The 17,273-nt window shown below is 75.1% G+C and carries 1 protein-coding gene; it reads right to left on the bottom strand.

What is annotated here, in order from left to right; all coding sequences use genetic code 11:
- Nucleotides 1-9: 9 nt before the first annotated feature.
- Entirely contained in the window at nucleotides 10-17,235 is a 17,226-nt protein-coding gene (locus tag ACQUSR_RS21810) for an SDR family NAD(P)-dependent oxidoreductase (RefSeq protein WP_431047767.1), read from the bottom strand.
- Nucleotides 17,236-17,273: the final 38 nt, after the last annotated feature.

The raw sequence follows: 17,273 nt of genomic DNA, 5'->3' as shown, positions 1-17,273 counted from the left end.
TCATCCACGTCAGGAGATCCCGAATTCCTTGCCGATGAAGTCGAAGAGGTCGTCGTCCGTGGCCGATGCGATCTCGTCGGCGACTTCCGCGGCGTCTTCCGGTCCTTGGTTGTCATGGCATTGGGCGAGCAGGGCCTGGAGGCGGGCGGCGATCCTGTCCCGGTCCTCGTCGCCCGGATCGGCCGCCGTCAGTTGTGCCTCCAGCCGGTCGAGTTCGGCGAGCAGGCCGGTCACGGCGGTCGTCTCGTCCGGCGTGACCTCGTCCGCCAGGAAGCGCACCAGCGCGGCCGGCGTCGGGTAGTCGAAGACGAGCGTGGCCGGGAGCCGGACGCCGGTGGCCGCGCCGAGCCGGTTGCGCAGCTCCACCGCCGTCAGCGAGTCGAAGCCGACCTCGCTGAACGAGCGGGCCGGGTCGACCGCTTCGGGCCCGGCGTAGCCGAGTACCGCCGCGACCTGTGTGCAGACCAGGTCCAGCAGCACGCCCTCCCGCTCGGGGGCGGTCAGCCCGGCCAGCCGGGCCGCCAGCGCGTCCGCTCCGGCGGCCGCCGCCGCGGACTCGGCGGCCCGCCGCGCCGGGACCCGGACCAGGCCGCGGAAGAGGGCCGGGAGCATGCCGCTGCCCGCCTGGGCGCGCAGGGCGGCCAGGTCCAGCGGCAGGGGGACGAGCAGCGCCTCGCCGGTGCGGGTGGCGGCGTCGAACAGCTCCACACCCCGCTCGGCGGTGATGGGGACGACGCCGCCGCGCCGGATCCGGCTGATCTCCACCTCGTCCAGCTCACCGCCCATGCCGCCCTCGGCCCACAGGCCCCAGGCGAGGGAGGTGGCCGCCAGGCCCTGATCCGTACGGTGCCGCGCCAGCGCGTCCAGGAACGCGTTGGCGGCGGCGTAGTTGCCCTGGCCCGCGCCGCCGAAGACACCGGCGGCCGAGGAGAACAGCACGAACGCCGACAGGCCGAGGTCGCGCGTCAGCTCGTGCAGATGCCACGCGGCGTCCACCTTGGGCCGCATGACGTCGGCCAGCCGCTGGGGTGTCAGCGAGCCGATGACGCCGTCGTCCAGCACACCGGCCGTGTGTACGACGCCGGTGAGCGGGCGGTCCGCCGGAATCGCGGACAGTACGGCGGCCAGGGCCTCGCGGTCGGCAGCGTCGCACGCCGCCCACGACACGTCGGCGCCCGATGCGGCCAGGTCGGCTGCCAGTTCCGCGGCGCCGGGTGCCTCGCTGCCGCGTCGGCTCATCAGCAGCAGGCGCCGTACCCCGTGCTCGGCCACGAGGTGCCGGGCCACCAGGCCGCCCAGCGTGCCGCTGGCGCCGGTCACCAGCACGGTGCCGTCGGTCGTGAAGGCGGGCCCGGCCGCGCCGCCGTCCACCGCGGCCCGGGTCAGCCGGGGCGCGAGGACCACGCCGTCGCGGACGGCCACCCGCGGCTCCCCGGCCGCCAGGGCGGCGGTCACCGCGTCCAGCGGCTCGCCCTGGTGGTCGATGTCCACCGTGACGACGCGGTCCGGGTGCTCCGCCTGCGCGGAGCGCACCAGGCCCAGCGCCGCCGCGTCCGGCAGGGACGTGGCCGCGTCGTCGGCACCGGTGCGCTCCGCACCGGAGGTGAGGAAGACCAGCCGGGCGTCGCCGAACCGGTCGTCGGCCAGCCAGCGCTGGAGGAACGTGAGCGTGCCGGCGGTGGTCCGATGGGCCGCGTCCGGCACGGCCGCGCCGTCCACGGCGGACGGGGACACGAGCACATACTCCGGTGCCGGCGCGCCGGACTCCAGCGCCTCGGCCAGCGCCGCCAGGTCGGCGTACGCGGTGGGCTCGTTGCCCGATCCCGCCTGGGGCTCCGCCCCGGACCCCGGGGAACCAGGGGCTTCGCTCCCCGCCTCCACGGCGGCCGCGAGCGCGTCCAGGTCCGGATGCGCCCCGAGCCCGAGAGCCCCAGTGCGGCCCACGACCGCCCAGCACTTCGGGTCGACGGCGCCGGAGGACGGAACAGCCGTCCACTCCACGCGGAACAGCGCGTCGCTCGCGCCACCCCGGGCCGCGCCCAACTGCTCCGGTGCCACGGTGCGCAGCGCCAGGCTCTCCACGGTGGCCACGGGAGCACCGGCCACGTCCGCGAGGTCCAGCCGCGCGTTGCCGTTCCCGGTGGCCGAGAGCCGTACCCGCAGCGCGGCGGCGCCCACCGCGTGGAGCGACACCCCGCTCCAGGAGAACGGCAGCCGTCCCCCGCCGTCCGCGCCCTGCTCGGCGGCGGCGGTCAGGCCCAGGGCGTGCAGCGCGGCGTCCAGCAGGGCCGGGTGCAGGCCGAAGGTCTTCGCGTCCGCCGCGGCGTCGTCGGGCAGCCGGACCTCGGCGTACACCTCGTCGCCGCGCCGCCAGGCGGCGGTCAGCCCCTGGAACACCGGGCCATAGTCGAAGCCCGCCCCGGCCAGGCCCTCGTACAGGCCGTCGGTCTCGATCTTCTCCGCGTCGGCGGGCGGCCAGGCGCTCAGGTCGAACGAGGCCGCCGCGGCGCCCTCGGCCAGCGCGCCGGTCGCGTGCCGCAGCCACGGTTCCTCGGCCGGGGCGTGCTCGGCGCGGGAGTGCAGGGTCAGCGCCCGGCGTCCTGTGGCGTCGGGCCCGGCGAGGGCGATCCGCAGTTGGACGCCGCCCCGCTCGGGCAGGATCAGCGGCGCCTCCAGCGTCAGTTCGTCCAGCCGGTCGCAGCCGGCCTGCTCGCCGGCGCGCAGCGCCAGCTCCACGAACGCCGTGCCGGGCAGCGGCACGGTGCCCATGACCGCGTGGTCGGCCAGCCAGGGGTGGGTCTGGAGGGACAGCCGACCGGAGAGGACGAGCCCGTCGGTGCCGGGCAGTTCCAGTGCGGCGCCGAGCAGCGGGTGCCCCGCCGCGTGCAGGCCGATCGCGGCGGCGTCGCCGCCGAGGGGACCGGCGTCCAGCCAGAACTCCTGGCGCTGGAACGGGTACGTGGGCAGCTCGACCCGGCGCGCCCGGTGTCCTTCGTAGGACGCGGCCCAGTCCGGGGACGCGCCTCGCACGTGTGCCCCGGCGAGCGCGGACAGCAGGGTCTCGGGCTCGGGGCGGCCGCCGCGCAGCACGGGCACGAAGGCCGCGCCCTCGCCGGTGACACACTCCTGCGCCATCGCGGACAGCACTCCGTCCGGGCCCAACTCGACGTATGTCGTGACGCCGTGGGCTTCGAGCGCCCGTACGCCGTCGAGGAAGCGGACCGCCTCGCGGACGTGCCGCACCCAGAAGTCGGCAGAAGCGATCTCCTCGGCGGAGACCAGACCGCCGGTCAGATTCGACACGATCGGGATACGCGGGGCCTCGTACGACAGCCCCTCCGCGACCGTACGGAACGCGTCCAGCATCCCGTCCATGTGCGGGGAGTGGAACGCGTGGCTGACGGTCAGCCGCTTGGTCTTCCGGCCCTCTGCCTCGAACCGCGCCGCGACCTCAAGCGCTGCGTCCTCGTCGCCCGCGACGACCACGGAGGTCGGCCCATTGATCGCGGCGATGCTCACCCTCTTACCGAGCAGCGGACGCACCTCCGCCTCCGACGCCTGGATCGCGATCATCGCGCCACCGGCGGGCAGCTCCTGCATCAGGCGGCCACGCGCCGCCACCAGCGCGCACGCGTCCGCCAGCGACAGCACGCCCGCCACATGCGCGGCGGCCAGCTCGCCGATCGAGTGCCCCGACAGGAAGTCAGGCTTCAGCCCCCAGGCTTCCACCAGGCGGAACAGCGCCACCTCGACCGCGAACAGCGCGGGCTGGGTGAAGGCCGTCTGATCCAGCAGCCCGGCGTCCTCGCCGAACAGCACGCCACGCAGCGGCTGTTCCAGGTGCCGGTCCAGCTCGGCGCAGACCGCGTCCAGCGCCTCCGCGAAGACGGGGTACGTCTCGTACAGCTCACGGCCCATGCCGAGCCGCTGGCTGCCCTGACCGGTGAACAGGAACGCCGTCCTGCCCTCGGTGACCGAGCCCTGGGTCAGCGCGGCCGTCTCGCGGCCCTCGGCGAGGGCGTCGAGGCCGGCGAGGAAGCCGTCCCGGTCGCGGGCGACGAGCACCGCGCGGTGCTCGAACGGCGCGCGCGTGGTGGCCAGCGACCAGCCGACGTCCGCAAGGGAGGCATCCGCGAGAGAGGCGTCCGCGGCGGTGTCGAGGTGGGCGCGGAGCCGGGCACCCTGGGCGCGCAGGGCCTCCGGGGTCCGGGCGGACAGCGCCCACGGCAGCGGACCGGCGGCTTCGGAGGACTCCGCCGGCGCCTCCGCCGCGGTGTCCGGGGCCTGTTCGATGATGGTGTGGGCGTTGGTGCCGCTCATGCCGAACGAGGAGACGCCGGCGCGGCGGGCCCGGCCGGTCTCCGGCCAGGGCCGGGCCTGCGCCAGCAGCTCCACGGCGCCCGCCGACCAGTCGACGTGCGACGACGGCGCGTCCACGTGCAGGGACCGCGGCAGCAGCCCGTGCCGCATGGCCAGCACCATCTTGATGACGCCCGCGACACCGGCCGCGGCCTGCGTGTGGCCGAAGTTCGACTTGATCGACCCCAGCCACAGGGGCCGGTCGGCGGGCCGCTCGCGGCCGTAGGTGGCCAGCAGTGCCTGCGCCTCGATCGGGTCGCCGAGCGTCGTGCCCGTGCCGTGGCCCTCCACCGCGTCCACATCGACGGACGTGAGGCCCGCGTTGGCCAGCGCCTGGCGGATGACGCGCTGCTGGGCAGGGCCGTTGGGCGCGGTCAGGCCGTTGCTGGCGCCGTCCTGGTTGACGGCTGTGCCGCGTACGAGGGCGAGCACCTGGTGGCCGTTCCTGCGGGCGTCCGAGAGCCGCTCCACCAGCAGCATGCCGACGCCCTCACCCCACGCGGTGCCGTCCGCGGCCTCGGCGAACGGCTTGCAGCGGCCGTTGGCGGCCAGCCCCCGCTGGCGGCTGAACTCGGTGAACACGTCCGGGGTGGTGATGATGGTGACGCCGCCGGCCAGGGCGAGCGAGCATTCGCCGTTGCGCAGCGCCTGCGCGGCCAGGTGCAGCGCGACCAGCGACGACGAGCAGGCCGTGTCGACGGTGACCGCCGGGCCCTCGAAGCCGAAGGTGTACGACACCCGTCCGGAGGCGATGCTGCTGGAGCCACCGGTGCCGAGGTAGCCCTCGACGCCGTCGGGGACGGTGTGCAGCCGCGACACGTAGTCGTTGTGCATCTGCCCGACGAAGACGCCGACCGGCTTGCCGCGCAGCGCCGCCGGGTCGATTCCGGCGCGCTCGAACGCCTCCCAGGAGGTCTCCAGCAGCAGCCGCTGCTGCGGGTCCATGGCCAGCGCCTCGCGCGGGTTGATGCCGAAGAACGCCGGGTCGAAGTGGTGGGCGTCGTAGACGAAGCCGCCTTCGCGGGCGTACGAGGTGCCGGGCCGGTCCGGGTCCGGGTCGTACAGCGCCTCGACGTCCCAGCCGCGCTCGGCGGGCAGGTGGGCGATGCCGTCGCGGCCTTCGGCGAGCAGCCGCCACAGGGCCTCGGGGGTGTCCGCGCCGCCGGGGAAGCGGCAGCTCATGGCGACGATCGCGATCGGGTCCTCGTCGGCGCCCTGGGTGGCGCCCGCCGTCTCCGTCGGGAGTTCCGCCGGTTCCGCCGCCTGGGAGCCGAGGAGTTCGTCGCGCAGGTATCCGGCCAGCGCCGTGGGCGTCGGGTAGTCGAAGACCAGGGTGGCGGGCAGCCGCAGCCCGGCGGCGGCGCCGAGCCGGTTGCGGAACTCCACCGCGGTCAGCGAGTCGAAGCCGAGGTCCTTGAAGGCCCGGCCCGCCTCGACCGCGTCGGGCGAGGCGTGCCCGAGCACCACGGCCACCTGGGTGCGGACCAGCTCCAGCAGGGTCTGGTCGCGTTCGGCCGTGGGCAGCCGCAGCAGCCGGTCCAGCAGCGACGACGCGTCGGCGGCCGGCCCCGCCCCGGCGGTGCGGCGGGCCGGGGCCCGTACCAGGCCGCGCAGCAGCGCGGGCACCATGCTCGCGTCGGCACCGCGCAGCGGCGCCAGATCCAGCTGCATGGGCACCAGGAACGGGTCACCCAGCCGGTGGGCGGCGTCGAACAGCTCCAGGCCCTCGTCGGAGGAGAGGCCGAGCACACCCGAGCGGCTCATCCGGGACCTGTCGGTGCTGTCCAGCTCGCCGGTCATGCCGCTGGCCTCGGCCCACAGGCCCCAGGCGAGGGAGGTGGCGGGCAGGCCGCGGGCGTGCCGGTGCCGGGCCAGGGCGTCCAGGAAGGAGTTGGCCGCGGCGTAGTTGGCCTGCCCGGCGCCGCCGAACGTACCGGCGGCGGAGGAGAACAGCACGAACGACGCCAGGTCGAGGTCCTGGGTCAGCTCGTGCAGGTTGACCGCGGCGTCCACCTTCGGGCGCAGTACGCGGGCCAGACGCTCCGGGGTCAGCGAGCCGACGACGCCGTCGTCCAACACACCTGCGGTGTGCACCACGGCGGTCAGCGGGTGGTCGGCCGGGATCGCGGCCAGGACGGCGGAGAGCGCCTCCCGGTCGGCCGCGTCGCAGGCGGCGACGGTCACCTCGGCACCCAGCGCGGTCAGTTCGTCGCGCAGCTCGGCCGCGCCGGGGGCGTCCAGGCCCCGGCGGCTGGTCAGCAGCAGATGCCGGGCGCCGCGCACGGTCACCGCGTGCCGGGCCACCAGCCCGCCCAGGGTGCCGGTGCCGCCGGTGATGAGCACCGTCCCGTCGGGGTTCCACTCCGCGGGCACGGTGAGCACGACCTTGCCGACGTGCCGGGCCTGGCTCAGGTAGCGGAAGGCGTCGGGGGCCTGCCGCAGGTCCCACGCGGTGATCGGCGGCGGGGTCAGCGCGCCGCGCGCGAACAGCTCCAGCAGTTCGCGCAGCATCTCCTGGATCCGGTCCAGGCCCGCCTCTGTCAGGTCGAACGCCTGGTAGGAGACACCGGGGTACTGGGCGGCGACCTCCTCCGGCTCCCGTACGTCGGTCTTGCCCATCTCCACGAACCGGCCGCCGCGCGGCAGCAGCCGCAAGGAGGCGTCCACGAACTCCCGGGCCAGGGAGTCGAGGACGACATCGACCCCGCGCCCGCCGCTGGCTCCGCGGAACTTCTCCTCGAAGGCCAGGTCGCGGGAGGAGGCGATCCGGTCGTCGGGCAGGCCGAGCCCGCGCAGGGTGTCCCACTTGCCGGGGCTGGCCGTGGCGTACACGTCCACCCCCCAGTGGCGGGCCAGCTGGACGGCGGCCATGCCGACACCGCCGGCGGCGGCGTGCACCAGCAGCGCCTCGCCGCTCTGGAGCCCGGCCAGGTCGCGCAGCGCGTAGTACGCCGTCATGAAGACGATCGGCACCGACGCCGCCTCGGCGTACGTCCAGCCGTCCGGCATCGGCGCGATCATGCGGCGGTCGGCGACCACCAGCGGCCCGAACCCGCCGGGCAGCATGCCCATGACGCGGTCGCCGGGCGCCAGGTCGGTGACCCCGGGCCCGACCTCCAGGACGACACCGGCGCCCTCGCTGCCCATGAGCCCGGCGTCGCCCGGGTACATGCCCAGCGCGTTGAGGACGTCGCGGAAGTTCAGCCCGGCGGCCCGCACCGCGACCCGCACCTGTCCGGCCTCCAGCGGCGCGACGGCCTCCGGGCACGGCAGCAGGACCAGGTTCTCCAGCGTGCCCTTGTCCTCGATGTCCAGGCGCCAGGCCGGGTCGCCGGTGGGCGGCACCAGCGGTCCGGCGGCCGGGACGCGCGCCAGCCGGGGCGCGTGGACGGCGCCGCGGCGCACCGCGAACTGCGGCTCCCCGGAGGCGAGCGCGGCGGCCAGCGCCTCGTACGAGGAGCTGTCTCCGTCGATGTCGGCCAGGACCAGCCGGTCCGGGTTCTCCGACTGCGCCGAGCGCACCAGGCCCCACACGGGGGCGTGCGCCAGGTCGTGGATCCCGGCGTCGGCCTGGGTGGCGACGGCGCCGTGGGTGACCAGCACCAGGCGGGAGCCGGAGAACCGGTCGTCGGCCAGCCATGCCTGGACCAGCTCCAGCGACTCCCGCACCGCGACATGGACGGCCCCGGCCACCTCTCCCCCAGCGGCCTGACGGCAGGCCAGGACGTAGGCAGGCGGCTCGGCTCCGGCGTCCACGGCGGCGCCGAGCGCGGCCAGGTCGGCGTGGCCGGCCGCCCTGGTGGCGGCGGTCAGCGCGGCGGGCGCGGCGCCCAGCACCGCGTACGTCGCCGGCTCGGCGGCGGGCACCGGCACGGTGGCCCAGTCCACGCGGAACAGCGACTCGTGGTGTGCGGCGGCGGGGCCGCCGAGCTGCCCGGCCGAGACCGGGCGCAGCGCCAGGTGCTCGACCCGGGCCACCGGCGCGCCGGTGCCGTCGGCGAGCTCCAGCGCCACCCCGTCGGCTCCGGCCGGGGCGAGACGGACGCGCAGCGCCCCGGCGCCGACGGCGTACAGGGACACGCCGCTCCAGGAGAACGGCAGGCGGCCCTGCTCGTCGCCGCCCTCGCGGGCGAAGGTGCCGTGCAGCGCGGCGTCCAGCAGCGCCGGGTGCAGACCGAACCGCCCGGCCTCGGCTGCGCGGTCCTCCGGCAGCTCGACCTCGGCGAACACCTCGTCGCCGCGCAGCCACGCGGCCCGCAGGCCCTGGAACACCGGCCCGTAGGCGAAGCCGCCGTGCGCCAGGTGCTCGTACAGGCCCGCCACCTCGGCCGGTTCGGCGCCCGGCGGCGGCCACTCGGTCAGCTCGAACGCGGGCCGCGGGGCCCCGGCTGCGAGCACACCGCTGGCGTGCCGGGTCCAGGGCGTCCCCTCGGGCGCGTCCTGGGCCCGCGAGTACACGGCCAGTGCGCGATGCCCGGACTCCTGTGAGGGGTCGACCACGATCTGGAGCTGTACGGCGTCGTGCTCGGCCAGCACCAGCGGCGCCTCGATGGTCAGCTCTTCGAGGTGGTCGCAGCCGACCTGGTCACCGGCGCGGATCGCCAGCTCCACGAACGCGGTACCCGGCAGCAGGACGGTGCCCATGACGGCGTGGTCGGCCAGCCAGGGGTGGGTGTCGAGCGAGAGCCGCCCGGTGAGCAGGAAGCCGTCGGAGTCGGCGAGCGGCAGGGCGGCGCCGAGCAGCGGGTGGTCGGCCGGGCCGAGCCCCGCCGACACCACGTCGCCGACCCAGCCCTCGGGCGTCTGGAGCCAGAAGCGGCGGCGCTGGAAGGCGTAGGTGGGCAGGTCGACGCGCTGCGCGCCGGTTCCGGCGAAGAACGCCGTCCAGTCCACGGCCGCGCCACGGACGTGCGCACGGGCGAGGGCGGTGGTCGCCGTCTCGGTCTCAGGCCGGTCCTTGCGCAGGACGGGTACGAAGGCGGCGTCCTCGCCGGTGACGCACTCCTGCGCCATCGCGGAGAGGACCCCGTCCGGACCCAACTCGACGTAGGTGGTGACGTTCTGGGCTTCAAGGGTGCGGATGCCGTCGAGGAAGCGGACCGCCTCGCGGACGTGCCGCACCCAGAAATCGGCGCTCGTGATCTCCTCGGCGGAGACCACGGCACCGGTGAGGTTGGAGACGATCGGGATGCGGGGCGCCTCGTAGGAAAGACCTTCCGCGACCTCGCGGAACGCCTCCAACATGCCGTCCATACGCGGCGAATGGAACGCGTGGCTGACGGCCAGCCGCTTGGTCTTCCGGCCCTCGGCCTCGAACCGCGCCGCGATCTCCAACGCCGCGCCCTCATCACCGGCGATGACGACGGAGGTCGGGCCGTTGAGGGCGGCGATGCTGACGCCCTCGGTGAGCAGCGGCAGCACCTCCTCCTCCGAGGCCTGGACCGCGATCATCGCGCCACCGGCGGGCAGCTCCTGCATCAGACGGCCACGAGCCGCCACCAGCACGCAGGCATCCGCCAGAGACAGCACCCCGGCGACATGCGCGGCGGCCAGTTCACCGATCGAGTGCCCGGACAGGAAGTCCGCCCGCAGACCCCACGCCTCAACCAGCCGGAATAGCGCCACCTCGACCGCGAACAGCCCCGGCTGCGTATACCCCGTCTGATCCAGCAGGGCCGCATCCTCGCCGAACAGCACATCCTTCAACGGCCGCTCAAGATGCCCGTCCAGCTCCGCGCACACCGCATCCAGCGCCTCCGCGAACACCGGAGACGCCTCATACAACTCACGACCCATCCCCAGCCGCTGACTCCCCTGCCCCGTGAACAGGAACGCCGTCCTGCCCTCGGCCACCGAGCCCTCGACCAGGCCCGGGACGGGCTCACCGGCGGCCAGTGCCGCCAGGCCCGCGACGAGCGCGTCCCGGTCGTCGCCGGTGACCGCCGCGCGGTGGTCCAGTGCGGCGCGCGTCGTGGCCAGCGCGTAGGCGAGGTCGGTGACGTCATGCTCGGGCCGCTCCGCCAGGTGCGACAGCAGCCGCTCGGCCTGGGCGCGCAGGGCGTCGGCGGTCTTGCCGGACAGGATCCACGGCAGCACCCCGGCCGCGCGGGGCGCGGCACCGGGCTCCTCGGTGGAAGCCGGTTCGGGCTCCGGTGCCTGCTCGATGATGGTGTGCGCGTTGGTGCCGCTCACGCCGAACGAGGAGACGGCGGCGCGGCGCGGGTGTCCCGTCTCGGGCCACGCGCGCGTCTCCGTCAGCAGCGAGACCGCGCCCGAGGACCATTCGACGTGCGGGGTCGGCTCGTCCACGTGCAGCGTCCGCGGCAGCACGCCGTGCCGCATGGCCAGCACCATCTTGATGATGCCCGCGACACCGGCGGCGGCCTGCGTGTGGCCGATGTTCGACTTCACCGAACCCAGCCACAGCGGCTGGTCGGCGGTCTTCTCCTTGCCGTACGTGGCCAGCAGCGCCTGCGCCTCGATCGGGTCGCCCAGCGTCGTCCCCGTGCCGTGCGCCTCCACCACGTCCACATCGGTGGCCGCCAGGCCCGCGTTGGCGAGGGCCTGGCGGATGACGCGCTGCTGGGACGGGCCGTTGGGCGCGGTCAGACCGTTGCTCGCGCCGTCCTGGTTGACGGCGGTGCCGCGTACGACGGCCAGCACCTGGTGGCCGTTCTTCCGCGCGTCCAACAGCCGCTCTACGAGCAGCATGCCGACGCCCTCACTCCAGCCCGTACCGTCGGCGGCGGCCGCGAAGGACTTGCAGCGGCCGCTGGTGGACAGGCCGCCCTGGCGGCTGAAGTCCACGAAGGTGTCCGGGGTGGCCATCACCGTGACACCACCGGCCAGGGCCATGGTGCACTCGCCGTTGCGCAGCGCCTGCGCCGCCAGGTGCAGCGCGACCAGGGAGGACGAGCAGGCGGTGTCGATCGTGACGGCCGGGCCTTCGAGACCGAAGGTGTAGGCGATCCGGCCGGAGGCCACACTGCCCGCCGTGCCCGTGCCCAGATAGCCCTCCAGGCCCTCGGGCAGGGCCGCGAGCCGGGACAGGTAGTCGTGGTACATGACGCCCGCGAAGACGCCGGTCTTGCTGCCGCGTACGGTCGCCGGATCGATCCCGGCCCGCTCGAAGACCTCCCAGGAAGCCTCCAGCAGCAGCCGCTGGTGCGGGTCCATGGCGAGGGCCTCGCGCGGGTTGATGCCGAAGAAGTCCGGGTCGAACTCCCCCGCGTCGTACAGGAAGCCGCCCTGGCTGGTGGTGCTGGTGCCGGACTGGGCGGGGTCGTCGCCGTGGAGGGCGTCCAGCGGCCAGCCGCGGTCGGTCGGGAAGTCGCCGATGGCGTCCACCGCGCCCATGACGAGCTGCCAGAGCCCCTCGGGGCTGGTGACGCCGCCCGGGTAGCGGCAGCTCATGCCGACGATGGCGATCGGCTCGTCGTCATGGGCGACGGCGACCGTGGCCACGGGGGCGGCGGCGTTGTCGTCGGCCTGGTCGCCGAGGATCTCGGTGCGCAGGAAGCCCGCCAGCGCGGTGGGCGTCGGGTAGTCGAAGACCAGGGTGGCCGGGAGCCGTACGCCGGTGACGGCGCCGAGCCGGTTGCGCAGTTCGACGGCGGTGAGGGAGTCGAAGCCCAGCTCCTTGAAGGCGCGTGCCGAGCCGACGGCCTCCGGGCCCGCGTAGCCGAGCACGGCGGCGACCTGGGTGCAGACGATCTCCAGCAGCAGCCGGTCCCGTTCGGCGACGGTCAGGCCGAGGAGGCGCTCCGCGAGGCCGCCGGCGGGTGCGGCGCCGCCCGCCGCCACGACGCGGCGGCCCGGGGCGCGCACCAGTCCGCGCAGCAGCGCGGGCACCATGCTCGCGTCGGCCTGCCGCAGCGGCGCCAGGTCCAGGTGCATCGGTACGAAGGCGGGGTCTCCGACGGCGAGCGCGGTGTCCAGCAGGGTCAGGCCCTCGGCGGAGGAGAGGGCGGCGACTCCGGCACGGGTGATGCGCTGGATGTCGGTGTCGGCCAGGCCTCCGGTCATGCCGCTGCGCTCGGCCCACAGGCCCCAGGCCAGGGCGGTGGCGGGCAGGCCGGCCGCTCGGCGGCGGTGGGCGAGGGCGTCGAGGAAGGCGTTGGCGGCGGCGTAGTTGGCCTGGCCGGGGCCGCCGAGGGTGCCCGCGGCGGCGGAGAACAGCACGAACGCGGACAGGTCGCTGTCCTGGGTGAGCTCGTGCAGGTTCAGGGCCGCGTCCACCTTGGGGGGCAGGACGCGGTCGATGCGCTCCGGGGTGAGGGAGTCGATGACGCCGTCGTCCAGCACACCAGCCGTGTGCACGATGCCGGTCAGCGGATGCTCCGCCGGAACGGCCGCCAGGACGGCGGCCAGCGCCTCCCGGTCCGCCACGTCGCACGCGGCGAGGGTGACCTCGGCGCCGGAGGCGCGCAGTTCGGCGACGAGCTCGTCGGCGCCGTGCGCCTCGGCACCGCGACGGCTGAGCAGCAGCAGGTGCCGTACGCCGTGCTCGGCGACCAGGTGCCGGGCGACGAGGCCGCCGAGCGTGCCGGTCGCGCCCGTGACCAGGACCGTGCCCTCGGGATCGAGGGACGGGACGACGTGGGCGGGGTCGGCGGCGACCCGGGCCAGTCGGGGTACGACGACCGTTCCGGCGCGTACGGCCAGTTGCGGCTCGCCGGCGGCCAGTGCGGCGGGCAGGGCCCTGTACGACGGGTCCTCGCCGTCCACGTCCAGCAGGACGAAGCGGTCGGGGTTCTCCGACTCGGCGGAGCGCAGCAGGCCCCACAGCGGGGCGTGGACCAGGTCCGCGACGTCGGCGTCGGCGTCGGTGGCGACGGCGCCCCGGGTGGCGATGACCAGCTTGGAGTCGGTGAAGCGGCCGTCGGCGAGCCACTCCTGCACCAGCTCCAGGGCGTGGTGGAGGGCGGTCCGTACGTCGGTGGGCAGCTCGTTCGCGGTCTCCGCCGTGCCGGTCGGGAAGAACGGCGCCACGACGGCCTGGGGCAGCGGGGCCCCGGCGGCCACGGCCTCGCCGAGCGCGGCCAGGCCGGGGTACGTCGCGGCGGTCGGCAGCGCGGCGGCCAGTTCCGGCGCGGAGTCGCCGATGACGGCCCACTGGCCCGCCGTGACCGTCGTGGTCGCCGAGGCGGGCGCGGCGGTCCACTCGACCCGGAACAGCGCGTCGTGGAACGTGTCGCGGGCGGCGTGCACCTGCTCCGGGGAGACCGGGCGCAGCAGCAGCGCGTCCACGGAGGCGACGGGGGTGCCGGAGTCGTCGGTGACGAGGACGGCCACGGTGTCCTGGCCCGCGGGCGACAGCCTGACCCGCAGGGCGGTGGCGCCGACGGCGTGCAGGCTGACGCCGCGCCAGGAGAACGGCAGGCGGCCGTGCTCGGTGTCCTCCAGGAGGTCGCCGATGCCGACGGCGTGCAGGGCGGCGTCCAGCAGCGCCGGGTGCAGGCCGAACCGTCCGGCGTCCTCGTGGGCGGTCGCGGGGAGCCGTACCTCGGCGTACACGTCCGTGCCGTGCTGCCAGGCGGCGGTCAGGCCCTGGAAGACCGGCCCGTAGGCGAAGCCGGACTCGGTGAGGAAGTCGTACAGTCCGTCGACGGGGACCTCGGTGGCGCCGGGCGGCGGCCAGGCGGCCAGGGCCGCCTCGGGGGTGCGGGCCCCGGCGGCGAGCACACCGGTGGCGTGGCGGGTCCATTCGCCCTCGCCCCAGCTGCCGTCGGCGGCGTCCTCCAGGCGGGAGTGCAAGGTCAGGGTGCGGCGGCCGGTGGCGTCCGGGGCTCCGACGGCCACCTGGAGCTGCACACCGCTGGTCGGGGGCAGGACGAGCGGCGCTTCGAGGGTGAGTTCCTCCAGTACGTCGCAGCCGACGTGGTCCCCGGCGCGGACGGCGAGCTCCACGAAGGCGGTGCCGGGCAGCAGGACCGTGTCCATCACCGCGTGGTCGGCCAGCCAGGGGTGGGTGTGCAGCGAGAGGCGGCCGGTGAACAGGAATCCGGCGGCGTCCGCCAGTGAGACGGCGGCGCCCAGCAGCGGGTGGTCGGCGGAGCCGAGCCCGGCGGAGGTGACGTCGCCGGTCCACGGGCCGGGCGGCTCGGGCCAGTACAGCTCGCGCTGGAAGGCGTACGTGGGCAGCTCGACGCGGCGGCCGCCGCTGCCGTCGAGGACGGCGCCCCAGTCGACGTCGGCGCCGTGCACGTGGGCGTGGGCCAGCGCCGTGGCCAGTGCCGTCGCCTCGGGGCGGTCGCCGCGCAGGACGGGTGTGAACACGGCGCCGTCGGTGGGGACGCAGTCCTGGGCCATGGCGGACAGGACGCCGTCCGGGCCGAGTTCGAGGTACGTGGTGACGCCGTACTGGGCGAGCCGGCGGGCGCCGTCGAGGAAGCGGACGGCCTGGCGGACGTGCCGTACCCAGTAGTCGGGCGAGCAGATGTCGGCGGCGACGGAGTCGCCGGTGAGGGTGGACACGATCGGGATGACCGGCGGGTGGTACGTGACGCCCTCGGCGACCTGGCGGTAGGCGTCGAGCATGCCGTCCATGTGCGGGGAGTGGAAGGCGTGGCTCACGGTCAGCCGCTTGGTCTTGCGGCCCTGGGCCTCGAACGACGCGGCGATCTCCAGTGCCGCGTCCTCGTCGCCCGCGACGACGACCGACGCCGGACCGTTGATCGCGGCGATGCCCACCCCGTCGGTGAGCAGCGGCAGCACCTCCGCCTCCGACGCCTGGACGGCGATCATCGCGCCACCGGCGGGGAGTTCGTCCATCAGCCGGCCGCGGGCGGCCACCAGCGTGCAGGCGTCCTCCAGCGACAGCACCCCGGCGACGTGTGCGGCGGCCAGTTCGCCGATGGAGTGGCCGATCAGGAAGTCGGGCTTGACGCCCCAGGTCTCCAGCAGCCGGAAGAGCGCCACCTCGATGGCGAAGAGGGCGGGCTGGGTGTAGCCGGTGCGGTCCAGCAGCCCGGCCTCGGGAGAGCCGGGCTCGGCGGACATCACCTCGCGCAGCGGCCGCGGCAGGTGCGGGTCGAGTGCGGCGCACACCTCGTCCAGGGCGTGCGCGAAGGCGGGCAGGGCCGCGTACAGCTCACGCCCCATGCCGGGGCGCTGGCTGCCCTGGCCGGAGAACAGGAACGCGGTCTTGCCCTCGCGGACTTCGCCCCGTACCAGGCCCGGTACGAGATCGGCGGCGGTGCCGTCGGCGGCGGCGAGCGCGGCCAGACCGCGCAGCAGTTCCTCACGAGCGGTGTCGGCACCGGCCAGCAGCACGGCCCGGTGGTCGAGTGCGGAGCGGGTGGTGGCCAGGGAGTGGGCGAGGTCGACCGGGCGCTGGTCGGGGTGGCCGGTCACATGGGCGGCCAGCCGCTCGGCCTGCGCGCGCAGCGCCTGCGGGCTCTGCGCGGATATCACCATGGGCAGCGGCCCGCCGAGCCCGGAGCCGCTCTGTACGGGGCTGTCGGCCGGGGCGTCGGCGGCCGCCTCCTCGACGGGGGCCTGCTCGATGACGGTGTGCGCGTTGGTGCCGCTGACGCCGAACGAGGAGATGCCGGCGCGGCGCGGCTGGCCGGTCTCCGGCCACGGCCGGGCCTCGGTCAGCAGCTCGACGGCGCCGGTGGTCCAGTCGACGTCGGACGACGGGGCGTCGACGTGCAGGGTCTGCGGCAGGAGGCCGTGTTCGATGGCCTTGACCATCTTGATGATCCCGGCGACACCGGCGGCGGCCTGGGTGTGCCCGAAGTTGGACTTGACCGAGCCCAGCCACAGGGGCCGCCCGTCGGGCCGGTTCTGCCCGTAGGTGGCCAGCAGGGCCTGGGCCTCGATGGGGTCGCCGAGGCTGGTGCCGGTGCCGTGCGCCTCGACGGCGTCGACCTGGGCGGGGGTCAGCCGGGCGTCGGTGAGGGCCTGGCGGATGACGCGCTGCTGGGACGGGCCGTTGGGGGCGGTGAGCCCGTTGCTCGCGCCGTCCTGGTTGATGGCGGAGCCGCGCACGACCGCCAGCACCGGGTGGCCGTTCGCGCGGGCGTCGGAGAGCCGTTCCACGAGCAGCATGCCGACGCCCTCGCCCCAGCCGGTGCCGTCGGCGCCGTCGGCGAACGCCTTGCAGCGCCCGTCGGGGGCCAGGCCGCGCTGGCGGCTGAAGTTGACGAACGCGCGCGGGCTGTTCATCACGGTGACGCCGCCGGTCAGCGCCAGCGAGCACTCGCCGTTGCGCAGCGACTGCACGGCCAGGTGCAGGGCGACCAGCGACGCCGAGCAGGCGGTGTCGACGGTGAGCGCCGGCCCCTCCAGGCCGAAGGTGTAGGAGATCCGGCCGGAGATGACGCTGGCCGCGTTGCCGGTGAGCAGGTACTGCTCGACGCCCTGGGGCAGCCGGTGCATCAGCTCCGGGTAGTCCTGGCCGTTGGTGCCGATGAACACCCCGGCCTTGGCTCCGCGCAGCGTGGCCGGGTCGATGCCGGCCCGTTCGAAGACCTCCCAGGAGGTCTCCAGCAGCAGCCGCTGCTGCGGGTCCATGCCGAGGGTCTCGCGCGGGCTGATCCCGAAGAACGCGGCATCGAACCGGCCCGCGTCCGCCAGGAATCCGCCCTTGTCGGTGTAGCTGGTGCCCTGCTGGTCGGGATCGCTGTCGAACAGCGCCTCGACGTCCCAGCCGCGGTCGGTGGGGAAGTCCCCGATGGCGTCGCGGCCTCCGGCCACGAGCTCCCACAGGTCCTCCGGAGACGCGACGCCTCCGGGGAACCGGCAGCTCATGCCCACGATCGCGATGGGTTCAGGATCCCGCGACTCAACCTCGCGGAGCCGCTGCCGCGTCTGGTGCAGATCGGCCGTTACCCGCTTGAGGTAGTCGAGGATCTTGTCCTGATCCGCCATTGGAGTCTCACCCATGCTTCTCGTCACAAACCTTGCGC

This window comes from Streptomyces sp. P1-3 (assembly GCF_050613155.1).
In the GTDB taxonomy this organism is placed as follows: Bacteria; Actinomycetota; Actinomycetes; order Streptomycetales; family Streptomycetaceae; genus Streptomyces.
Note: the sequence above shows the minus strand (reverse complement) of the source record. Positions and strands in the feature narration are given on the sequence as shown.